Origin of the sequence: Streptomyces sp. NPDC006283 (assembly GCF_040613325.1) — a bacterium.
GTDB lineage: Bacteria > Actinomycetota > Actinomycetes > Streptomycetales > Streptomycetaceae > Streptomyces.
The window spans coordinates 1-10,358 of sequence record NZ_JBEXRZ010000247.1 but is presented as its reverse complement, the minus strand read 5'-3'; the positions used below and the strand labels follow the sequence as shown (position 1 = coordinate 10,358).

Here is a 10,358-nt window from a genome sequence, read left to right as displayed (position 1 = left end):
CCGATCCGCCGCGCCGGGTGAATGCGGCCCGTCCGGCGATTGGGGACACCGCGCGGGGCGCGGTGTCCCGGGCAGAGTTGTCGGGTCCGCGGGGGTCAGTTCGACTTCCGGGCCGCGGCGGCCCGCCGAGACCTAGATGGTCGCGTGTGCCGATGCCGACGCGCCGGGTGAATGCGGCCCGTCCGGCGATTGAGGACACCGCGTGGGGCGCGGTACTCGCGGGGCGGGGATGCTATGCGCGGGCGATGGGTGCCAGGAGGGCCGCTGTGTGGGTCGTCAGGTCCGTGGGGGTCAGTTCGACTTCCAGGCCGCGGCGACCCGCCGAGACGCAGATGGTCTCGTGTGCCGACGCCGACGCGTCCAGCACCGTGGGCAGTCGCTTGCGTTGCCCCAGTGGTGAGATGCCGCCGCGGACGTAGCCCGTTGTGCGTTCCGCCGCCGTCGGGTCGGCCATCGTCGCGCGCTTGCCGCCGACGGCGGAGGCGAGGGCCTTGAGGTCGAGCTGGCCCGCGACGGGGACGACCGCCACCGTCAGGGCGCCGTCGACGTCGGCGACCAGGGTCTTGAAGACGCGGTCGGGGGAGACGCCGAGTGCCTCGGCCGCCTCTTCGCCGTACGAGGCGGACGACGGGTCGTGCTCGTAGGCGTGCAGCGTGAACGGGGTTCCCGCAGAGGTGAGGGCCACCGTCGCGGGCGTGCCGCTCGACTGCTTCTTCGTCTTCTTCGCCAAGGCAGTGGTTCCTCGCGTCAGTTGGGGTTCGTCGGCCGCCACGTCAGATCGACCGCCGGCAGCGACGGCAGATGCCGCAGGACTGCCGTCTCCGCGCGCAGCAGGGTGAGTTCCTCGCGCAGCCGCGTCGCGGTGTCCGGCGCCTGGAGCAGCCGCTGCTTCGCGGGGGTGTCGAGTACTGCCGCCGCGGCGACGAGGTACGAGACGACCGACGGTTCGTCCGGGAGCTCCGCACCCGTCGACAGCGACCGCTCGCGCGCGCCCGCAAGCCGCTTCTGGTAGCTGCGGAAGGCCCGCAATACGCCTTCGGCGAGCGCGCCCGCGCCGTCGCCCGGCTCCTCGGGGATTTCCTCGAGCTCGGCCGTCAGGAACGGTCCCGTGGTGTCGACGGACAGCAGCTTGACCCGGGTCGTACCGGTGGCGAGCACCTCGAAGCTGCCGTCCCCGCGTTCACGGATGGTCGCCGCGTCGGCGATGCAGCCGACCCGGTGGAAGGCCTGGATGGGGTCCTGACCGAAGCCTGCCGCGGGACCGCGTTCCGTGAGTGTGGTCTGGTCCGGCATGCCGGGTGCGGTGGGCGCGACCTCGCGTCCGTCGCGGATGGCGACCACCGCGAAGCGCCGCGGCTCCTCCTCGCCCGCCTTCGACAGCTCGCGCATCATGGCGCGATAACGCTCCTCGAAGACGTTCAGGGGCAGCACGAGGCCCGGGAACAGCACCGAGTTCAGCGGGAAGAGGGGCAGGCGAGCGGTGGTCACAGCGGTCAAGAGTAATGGTCGCGCGACCGCGCCCGTCCTCCCCCTACGGCCTGGCGGCCGCGGGGAGGTGCCCCAGCCCACGCAGTGGCGTCCCGGAGGCGACCTCGATCCGTACGCCGTCCCGTGCATGGAGGAACTGGCCCAGCGGGTCCTCCGTCACCGACGACCAGGGAAAGGACGTCGCGTACGGGCCGATGAGACGGAACTGCGCCAGCGCCTCCTCCCAGCGCCCGCGCGTGACCAGTACGTACGCGAGCAGATTGCGCACCTCGGCCGGCCACGGGTCGGCGGCCTCGTATTCGGCGGAGAGCGTGACCGCGAGGTCCGCCGCCGCGTCGATCCTGTCGTCCTGCACGGACGTCCTCGCCTCGCCGCCCAGCAGCTGGGCGAACGCCGCCCGTACCGGCAGCGCCTGTACCAGCGAGCCGGGCAGCGCGTCCGCCGCGGCCTGCTCCGCGAAGTCGAAGCACTCGCGGTGCGACCCGTACCACTGCGCGGACAGGTACTTCAGCGCCGCCGCATGGCAGCCGTAGTGGTGCGAGGAGCGGCGGATCGCCTGTTCCCACAGCGACTCGAAGGCCGTGTGCGTGGCGTGCGTGCCGCGTGCGTGGTCGAGCGCGATACGCCAGGGCACGGGGTCGTTGGGCTCGCTCTGTGCCGCCGCGTCGATCAACGGCCTGATCTCGCGCAGCTGTTCAGGCCGCGCCGGCGATTCCCAGGCTCTGCGGACCGCGAGTTCGGCCTTGACGACGAGCGCGTCGGAGTCGCGGGGCGAGGACCTGAGCCAGTCGGTGAGCCATTCGTCCCGCTTCTGGGCGAAGGCCGCGAGTCGTTTGACGTAACGGTCGCGGTTCTCCCATTCGGCCGATTCCCGTGTGGTCGCGAGGAGCTTCGCGGCGGTGTCGTACTCCCCGGCGGCGGCCGCCACGAGGGCCGGACCGAGCCGCTCGTCGGGGGCGTCGAGCAGTACCGCCTCGTCGGGCACGAGGCCGTCGGTGAGCCGTGGCGTATGACGGATCATGCGCGCGGTACGGATCAGGGCGCGGAGCAATGACATGGTGCGGACCATTGAAAACGCGCAGGTGAACGCCGCGCCAGAGGGCAGCTGTGAAGCTTTGGTAGCGGCGGAATGGTTGTCCCGGCCGAAGTCAAGAGACGGTAAAGAAAGTGTCCTAACCGCGACGCAGCAACCGCGACGCGCCCGCCGCCACCGTGGTGGCGAGGATCCAGCCCAGCAGCACCAGAACCGCAGCCGCCCATTGCCATCCGCCCTGGAGCCGCCAGTGCCCGTCCTGGCCGAGATTGATCACCGGTACGAGCAGATCAAGGGCGTACAGCGCCGGATTCCACTCCGGATGCTCGCCGGGTTTGATCGCTGGCGGAGCGATCTGGGCGAAGGCGATCGTGCCGGCCGCCCACAGGACCGCCATCCACAGGGCCGCCCGGCCCGGCCGGTAGCCGTAGGCCACCGTGAGGTCCTGCAGATAGCCCCACAGCTTTCCGGCCAGCGGCAGTGTCTCCCGGCGCCGGCGCTGCTTGGCCAGCAGCACCTCGCGGGCGTCCGCGTCCTCGCCGCTGTTGCGCAGCACGGTCGCGAGGCGCTCGTACGGCTCCGGCGAGTACTCCGGAGTGGCGGAGGCGACCCACTCGAGCCGCCGGGACAGTGGGAACTCCTCGTAGGGGACGAGGTTCTCGTAGACGAAACCGCCCATCGCCAGCCCACCCGGCCCCGGCCAGCTCGCCGCCAGGTCGATCAGCGTCACCACCTTCGCGCCGTTCAGCACGACCCGGCCCTCCTCGGGGCGCTCCGCGTTGAACCGCAGCTCCGGGGTGGCGATCCGGCGCAGCGACAGCTCCTCGCGCGGGCTCAGCACGAACCGGGCCCGCTGGAGGTCGACCGCGTCGCCGAACCGCCCGTCGTCGAGACGGACCCCGCCGTGGCACTCGAAGGGCTGCAGCCGGGTGCCGCGCGCGGGGGTGCCGTACGCGCCGGTCCCGAACGGGGGAGTGGCGCCCTGGTTGCCGGTGGACACGCTCACCCACGCGCCCGTCATGTAGAGCGTGCGCTCCACGCTCAGTTGCGGCGCGTTCAAGGCGCGGCGCTCGGCCGCCGCCCGCAGCCGGCTGCCCCGCAGGCTGAGCGAGACCCCGACCTTCGCCCCGCGCAGACTGAACTCGCCGTACGTCTCGATCAGTTCGGCCTGCAGGTCCTGGGCGACCGACATGCCGTCCGCGGTGATCGCCCGGCCGCGGCGGTCGGGTCGCACATGGATCTGGTTGATCAGCAGGTCCGTGCCGATCTGGGCGTCGGTGAGCCGGATGCCGTGGTCGACGCGGCAGCGCGGCAGATGCAGGTCGCCCTCGGTGCGCAGCCGGGCAGCCTCGATCCGGGGGATGGCGCAGCCGACCATCCGCACGGTGGTGAAGTGGGCCTCCGGCATCAGCAGCTCGCTCTCGAAGCGGCAGCCGTGCAGCTCCACGTACGGCGCGATGCTGCCGCCGGCAAGTTTGAGAGTGCCCGTGATCAGGACCCCGCGCAGCTTGAGCGCGGCGACCCGGCCCGGCCTGGCGGCCGGCCCGCTCAGCAGCAGCCGGGCCACGATGGACGCGCGGACACTGCGCTCGGGTCCCCAGGCCAGCGGGGAGAAAGGATCGTTCAGCAGGGGATCGGTGTCGCTGAGGTCGTACGTGCTTCCGTTCCTGAAGGCGTTCCACATGTGCAGCTCGGTCGGGCTCAGTCCGTCCGGAGGCCCGTCGTCCAGCGGCTCGGTCACTGCCGCCCCTCCGCTTCGTTGGTTCGTACAGCTGTTCTTCCCGCTGAGTGACGGGCTGAACGCTAGTGGTGATGGTCAACTCGAGATAACAGGGGTGGCGCTTTTGCGCCTCGATGAGGGGTGATGGCCAGGAGGCGGGTGGGGTTGTATCAGCCACTGATACGGAAAACGGACGCCTGAAACGGTCTGAGAGAATTGCTTACGTGATCTCTCGAATCGATTTGCGTGGCGACGCCCTCCCCGAGGGTGGCGCTCTGCGCGACCTGCTGCCCCGTGCCGAGTTCGACGTGGAAGCCGCCCTGCACAAGGTGCGGCCGATCTGCGAGGCCGTGCATCATCGTGGCGACGCGGCGCTGATCGACTACGCGGAGAAATTCGACGGCGTGAAGCTGGACCAGGTGCGGGTACCCGCCGCCGCGCTGGCCAGGGCCCTGGAGGAGCTCGACCCCGAGGTCAGGGCCGCTCTGGAGGAGTCGATCCGGCGCGCCCGGATCGTCCACCACGCCCAGCGCCGCAAGGACCACACCACCCAGGTCGTGCCCGGCGGCACCGTGACCGAGAAGTGGGTGCCCGTCGACCGGGTCGGTCTGTACGCACCCGGCGGCCGGTCGGTGTACCCCTCCTCGGTGATCATGAACGTGGTCCCCGCGCAGGAGGCCGGCGTGCCCTCGCTCGCGCTCGCGTCCCCCGCGCAGCAGGAGTTCGGCGGACTGCCGCACCCGACGATCCTCGCCGCCTGCGCCCTGCTGGGCGTCGACGAGGTGTACGCGGCCGGTGGGGCCACCGCCGTCGCGATGTTCGCGTACGGCACCGAGTCCTGCGCCCCCGCGAACATGGTCACCGGCCCGGGCAACATCTGGGTCGCCGCCGCCAAGCGCTACTTCACCGGGCGCATCGGCATCGACGCGGAGGCCGGACCGACGGAGATCGCCGTCCTCGCCGACGCCACCGCCGACCCCGTGCACGTCGCCGCCGACCTGATCAGCCAGGCCGAGCACGACCCGCTGGCCGCGGCAGTGCTGGTCACCGACTCCGAGGAACTGGCCGCCGCCGTCGAGCGGGAGCTGGAGCCGCAGGTCGCCGCGACCAAGCACATCGAGGACCGGATCAAGCCCGCGCTCACCGGCCGGCAGTCTGCCATCGTGCTCGTCTCCGACATCGAGGACGGCCTCAAGGTCGTCAACGCCTACGGCGCCGAGCACCTGGAGATCCAGACCGCCGACGCCGCCGCCCTCGCGGCACGCGTCCGCAACGCGGGCGCCGTCTTTGTCGGCCCCTGGGCCCCGGTCTCCCTCGGTGACTACGCCGCCGGGTCCAACCACGTCCTGCCGACCGGCGGCTGCGCCTGCCACTCGTCCGGCCTGTCGGTGCAGTCGTTCCTGCGCGGCATCCACATCGTGGACTACACGCGGGACGCGCTCGCCGAGATCACCCACCACGTGGTCACGCTGGCGGAGGCGGAGGACCTGCCGGCGCACGGCGCCGCGATGAAGGCAAGGTTCGGCTGGAAGGTTCCGGGACAGTGACCGACATCGGCATCGACGACCTTCCCATCCGCGACGAACTGCGCGGCAAGTCCCCGTACGGTGCGCCCCAGCTCGACGTGCCGGTCCGGCTGAACACCAACGAGAACCCGTACCCGCTGCCGGAGGCGCTCGTCGAGCGCATCGCCGAGCGGGTGCGCGACGCCGCCCGGCAGCTCAACCGCTACCCCGACAGGGACGCGGTCGAGCTGCGTACCGAGCTGGCCCGCTACCTCACCCGCACCACCGGGCACGAGGTCGCGCCCGGGGGAGTCTGGGCGGCCAACGGCTCCAACGAGGTCATCCAGCAGCTGCTGCAGACCTTCGCCGGGCCCGGCCGCCTCGCGATCGGTTTCGAGCCGTCGTACTCGATGCACGGCCTGATCTCGCGGGGCACCGGCACCGGCTGGATCTCAGGCCCGCGCAAGGACGACTTCACCATCGACACCGCGACCGCCCGGGCGGCCATCGCGGAGCACCGCCCGGACGTCGTGTTCATCACGTCGCCCAACAACCCCACCGGCACCGCGGTCGACGCCGAGACGGTCCTCGCCCTGTACGAGGCGGCGCAGGCCGCCAAACCGTCCCTTGTCGTCGTCGACGAGGCGTACGTGGAATTCAGCCACCGGCCCTCACTGTTGCCTCTCATCGAGGGCCGCCCCAATTTGGTGATCTCCCGCACCATGTCCAAGGCCTTCGGCGCCGCCGGACTGCGCCTCGGCTACCTGGCCGCGCACCCCGCCGTGGTGGACGCCGTCCAGCTGGTGCGCCTGCCGTACCACCTGTCGGCCGTCACCCAGGCGACCGCGCTGGCCGCGCTGGAGCACACCGATACGCTGCTCGGGTACGTCGAGCAGCTGAAGACCGAGCGGGACCGGCTGGTCGCGGAGCTGCGGGCAGTCGGCTACGAGGTCACGGAGTCCGACGCCAATTTTGTGCAGTTCGGCCGCTTCGACGACGCCCACGCGGTGTGGCAGCAGATCCTCGACCGGGGCGTCCTGGTCCGGGACAACGGCGTACCGGGATGGCTGCGGGTGACCGCGGGCACGCCCGAAGAGAACGACGCGTTCCTCGATGCGGTTCGCGCTTTGAAGAAGGAGCAGAGTTCATGAGCGGCCGCGTAGGACGGGTCGAGCGCACCACCAAGGAGACCTCGGTCCTCGTCGAGATCGACCTCGACGGCACCGGAAAGGTCGACGTCGCCACCGGCGTCGGCTTCTACGACCACATGCTCGACCAGCTCGGCCGGCACGGTCTGTTCGACCTCACCGTCAAGACCGACGGCGACCTGCACATCGACACCCACCACACCATCGAGGACACCGCCCTCGCGCTGGGGGCCGCGTTCAAGCAGGCCCTCGGCGACAAGGTGGGCATCTACCGCTTCGGCAACTGCACCGTGCCGCTGGACGAGTCCCTCGCCCAGGTCACCGTGGACCTGTCGGGCCGCCCGTACCTGGTGCACACCGAGCCCGAGAACATGGCGCCGATGATCGGCGAGTACGACACGACCATGACCCGGCACATCTTCGAGTCGTTCGTCGCCCAGGCGCAGATCGCCATGCACATCCACGTCCCGTACGGGCGCAACGCCCACCACATCGTGGAGTGCCAGTTCAAGGCGCTCGCCCGCGCCCTGCGGTACGCCTCGGAGCGCGACCCGCGCGCGGCCGGCATCCTCCCCTCCACGAAGGGAGCTCTGTGAGCGACGTGCGCGCGGCCACCGGGCCGCAGACGGACACGATGCCCGCGCCTGTGAGCCGCGCGGGCGGAGTTGGGGGAACCACCCAGGCGTCAGCCCTGGGGGAGAACGAGGAGACACGGTGACCGGCCTCTCGACCATTCTCATCGTCGTCGGACTGTTCCTCGCCGGCGGTGTGTACTCGTTCTCCAAGCAGAAGATGCCCAAGGGCCCCATCGTGCTGCTCGCAGGAGCATCCGTGATGTGTCTGGTCGCCGGCGTCATGCGGATTCAGGGGATCTGGGGATGACCACTGCGATGCCACAGAAGAAGGTCGTCGTCTTCGACTACGGGTTCGGCAACGTCCGCTCCGCGGAACGGGCGCTCGCCCGGGTCGGCGCCGACGTCGAGATCACCCGCGACTACGACAGGGCGCTGAACGCCGACGGGCTGCTCGTGCCCGGCGTGGGCGCCTTCTCCGCCTGCATGGACGGCCTGAAGAAGGCCCGCGGCGAGTGGATCATCGACCGCAGGCTCTCCGGCGGCCGCCCCGTCATGGGCATCTGCGTCGGTATGCAGATCCTCTTCGAGCGCGGCATCGAGCACGGCGTGGAGACCCAGGGCCTCGACGAATGGCCCGGCACGGTCGGCCCGCTCCAGGCGCCCGTCGTGCCCCACATGGGTTGGAACACCGTCGACGCACCCGCCGGCAGCGAGCTCTTCGCCGGCCTCGACGCCGACGCCCGGTTCTACTTCGTGCACTCCTACGCCGTGCACGAGTGGAGCCTCGAGGTCACCAACCCGGCGATGCGTGCACCCCAGGTCACCTGGGCCGAACACGGCGAGCGGTTCGTCGCCGCCGTCGAGAACGGCGCCCTGTGGGCCACCCAGTTCCACCCCGAGAAGTCCGGCGACGCCGGCGCCCAGCTGCTCACGAATTGGATCGAGACGCTCTGATGCCGAAGCTTGAACTCCTCCCCGCAGTCGACGTCCGCGACGGCCAGGCCGTCCGCCTTGTCCACGGCGAGTCCGGTACGGAGACCTCCTACGGCTCCCCGCTCGAGGCGGCGCTCACCTGGCAGCGGGCCGGCGCCGAGTGGCTCCACCTCGTCGACCTGGACGCCGCCTTCGGTACCGGCGACAACCGCACGCTGATCGCCGAGGTCGCCGCGGCCATGGACATCAAGGTCGAGCTGTCCGGCGGCATCCGCGACGACGCCTCCCTGGAGGCCGCGCTCGCCACCGGCTGCCGCCGCGTCAACCTGGGCACCGCCGCGCTGGAGACCCCCGAGTGGGTCGCCAAGGTCATCGCGGAGCACGGCGACAAGATCGCCGTCGGCCTCGACGTGCGGGGCACCACGCTGCGCGGCCGGGGCTGGACCCGCGACGGCGGCGACCTCTACGAGACCCTCGCCCGCCTCGACTCCGAGGGCTGCGCCCGCTACGTCGTCACCGACATCGCCAAGGACGGCACCCTCCAGGGCCCCAATCTGGAGCTGCTGAGGAACGTGTGCGCCGCGACCGACCGGCCGGTCGTCGCCTCCGGCGGTGTCTCCTCCCTCGACGACCTGCGCGCACTCGCGTCCCTGGTCCCCGAAGGCGTCGAGGGCGCCATCGTCGGCAAGGCGCTGTACGCCAAGGCGTTCACCCTCGAGGAGGCGCTCGCGGCGGTGTCCGCATGAGTGGTTCCGTACGCCGCATCGGCTCGGGCGGCCCCTGGGAGGAGTCGTTCGGCTACTCCCGCGCCGTCGAGCTGCCGAACGGCCTGGTGCTCGTCTCCGGCTGCACGTCGGTCGTCGGCGGCCAGATCGCCGCGGGCAGCCCCTACGAGCAGACCGTCACCGCTTTCGGCGTGGCGATCGAAGCGCTGAAGGAACTCGGGCTCGGCACCGAGGACGTCGTACGCACCCGGATGTACATCACGCACGCCCGCGACGCGGACGAGGTCGGTCGCGCCCACAAGGAGATCTTCGGCACGGTCCGGCCGGCCGCGTCGATGATCGTGGTCTCCGGTTTCGTCGACCCCTCGCTGGTCGTCGAGGTCGAGGTCGAGGCGTACCGGCCGACCGGAACCGATGGAGGTGCCGCATGACCCTCGCGGTACGGGTGATCCCCTGCCTGGACGTCGACAACGGACGGGTCGTCAAGGGCGTCAACTTCCAGAACCTGCGCGACGCGGGCGACCCCGTCGAGATGGCCAAGCTCTACGACGCCGAAGGCGCCGACGAGCTCACCTTCCTCGACATCACCGCCTCCTCCGGCAACCGGGAGACCACCTACGACGTGGTGCGCCGCACCGCCGAGCAGGTGTTCATCCCGCTCACCGTCGGCGGCGGGGTGCGCAGCGCCGAGGACGTGGACAAGCTGCTGCGGGCGGGCGCCGACAAGGTCGGCGTCAACACCGCGGCCATCGCCCGCCCCGAGCTGATCCGCGAGATCGCCGAGCGGTTCGGCCGCCAGGTGCTCGTGCTCTCCGTGGACGCCCGGCGCACCCCGGAAGGCACGTTCGAGGTCACCACGCACGGGGGCCGCAAGGGCACCGGCATCGACGCCGTCGAATGGGCGCACCGGGCCGCCGAGTTGGGGGCCGGTGAGATCCTGCTCAACTCCATGGACGCCGACGGCACCAAGGACGGCTACGACACCGAGATGATCGCCGCCGTGCGGAGGCACGTCACGGTCCCGGTGATCGCCTCCGGCGGCGCCGGCAGGCTCGCCGACTTCCCGCCGGCCATCGAGGCGGGCGCGGACGCGGTGCTCGCGGCATCGGTGTTCCACTTCGGCGACCTGCGGATCTCCGAGGCGGCCCTCCGTACCCACGTCCCGCGCCATCCGCGTGACCTGGTCGGCGAACGAGGACAGCTGCGCCACCATCGTGTTGACGGTGTTCTT

Annotated in this window: 12 protein-coding genes; 8 read left to right on the top strand and 4 right to left on the bottom strand. The window is 71.1% G+C overall.

All coding sequences use genetic code 11. From position 1 onward, the window contains the following. Positions 1 to 232: 232 nt before the first annotated feature. The 4 genes from ybaK to ABZ070_RS32065 form a co-directional block, all read right to left on the bottom strand. Entirely contained in the window at positions 233 to 730 is a 498-nt protein-coding gene (gene ybaK, locus ABZ070_RS32080; protein WP_356639019.1) for a Cys-tRNA(Pro) deacylase, read from the bottom strand. A gap of 17 nt (positions 731 to 747) precedes the next feature. Beyond that, positions 748 to 1,488: an LON peptidase substrate-binding domain-containing protein gene (locus ABZ070_RS32075; protein ID WP_356639017.1), complete on the bottom strand. Its 741-nt coding sequence runs from the start codon at positions 1,486 to 1,488 to the stop codon at positions 748 to 750. 43 nt (positions 1,489 to 1,531) lie between these two features. Next, on the bottom strand, positions 1,532 to 2,557 hold the full coding sequence (locus tag ABZ070_RS32070) for a hypothetical protein (RefSeq protein WP_356639015.1): 1,026 nt from the start codon (positions 2,555 to 2,557) through the stop codon (positions 1,532 to 1,534). Positions 2,558 to 2,660: 103 nt separating this feature from the next. Continuing rightward, the gene (locus tag ABZ070_RS32065; RefSeq protein ID WP_356639013.1) at positions 2,661 to 4,262 is read right to left on the bottom strand and encodes an oxidoreductase; all 1,602 of its coding nucleotides are present in this window, start codon (positions 4,260 to 4,262) and stop codon (positions 2,661 to 2,663) included. A 203-nt stretch (positions 4,263 to 4,465) separates the two neighbouring features. Here ABZ070_RS32065 and hisD point away from each other — a divergent pair, with 203 nt between their 5' ends. From hisD to hisF, 8 genes are all read left to right on the top strand, one after another. Next, entirely contained in the window at positions 4,466 to 5,788 is a 1,323-nt protein-coding gene (gene hisD / locus ABZ070_RS32060; RefSeq protein WP_356639011.1) for a histidinol dehydrogenase, read from the top strand. 5 nt (positions 5,789 to 5,793) lie between these two features. Further along, positions 5,794 to 6,897, top strand: coding sequence for a histidinol-phosphate transaminase (locus tag ABZ070_RS32055; protein WP_356639021.1), 1,104 nt, complete (start codon positions 5,794 to 5,796; stop codon positions 6,895 to 6,897). Continuing rightward, positions 6,894 to 7,490 carry an imidazoleglycerol-phosphate dehydratase HisB gene (hisB, locus tag ABZ070_RS32050; RefSeq protein WP_356639009.1) on the top strand — a complete coding sequence of 199 codons (597 nt, stop codon included), beginning with the start codon at positions 6,894 to 6,896 and terminating at the stop codon, positions 7,488 to 7,490. Before ABZ070_RS32055 ends, hisB begins: the two co-directional genes overlap by 4 nt. 118 nt (positions 7,491 to 7,608) lie before the next feature. Continuing rightward, a complete protein-coding gene (locus ABZ070_RS32045) occupies positions 7,609 to 7,776 on the top strand; it encodes a hypothetical protein (RefSeq protein WP_356639007.1) in 168 nt (55 codons plus the stop codon). Beyond that, a complete protein-coding gene (gene hisH, locus ABZ070_RS32040) occupies positions 7,773 to 8,423 on the top strand; it encodes an imidazole glycerol phosphate synthase subunit HisH (protein ID WP_356639005.1) in 651 nt (216 codons plus the stop codon). Before ABZ070_RS32045 ends, hisH begins: the two co-directional genes overlap by 4 nt. Then, positions 8,423 to 9,148 carry a bifunctional 1-(5-phosphoribosyl)-5-((5-phosphoribosylamino)methylideneamino)imidazole-4-carboxamide isomerase/phosphoribosylanthranilate isomerase PriA gene (gene priA / locus ABZ070_RS32035; RefSeq protein WP_356639003.1) on the top strand — a complete coding sequence of 242 codons (726 nt, stop codon included), beginning with the start codon at positions 8,423 to 8,425 and terminating at the stop codon, positions 9,146 to 9,148. The genes hisH and priA overlap by 1 nt, the downstream gene beginning before the upstream one ends. Further along, positions 9,145 to 9,558 (top strand): RidA family protein, encoded by a 414-nt coding sequence (locus tag ABZ070_RS32030; RefSeq protein WP_356639001.1) that lies wholly within the window; start codon positions 9,145 to 9,147, stop codon positions 9,556 to 9,558. Before priA ends, ABZ070_RS32030 begins: the two co-directional genes overlap by 4 nt. Then, a partial coding sequence (hisF, locus tag ABZ070_RS32025; RefSeq protein WP_356638999.1) for an imidazole glycerol phosphate synthase subunit HisF occupies positions 9,555 to 10,358 on the top strand: 804 nt, incomplete at its 3' end. The genes ABZ070_RS32030 and hisF, both read left to right, overlap by 4 nt.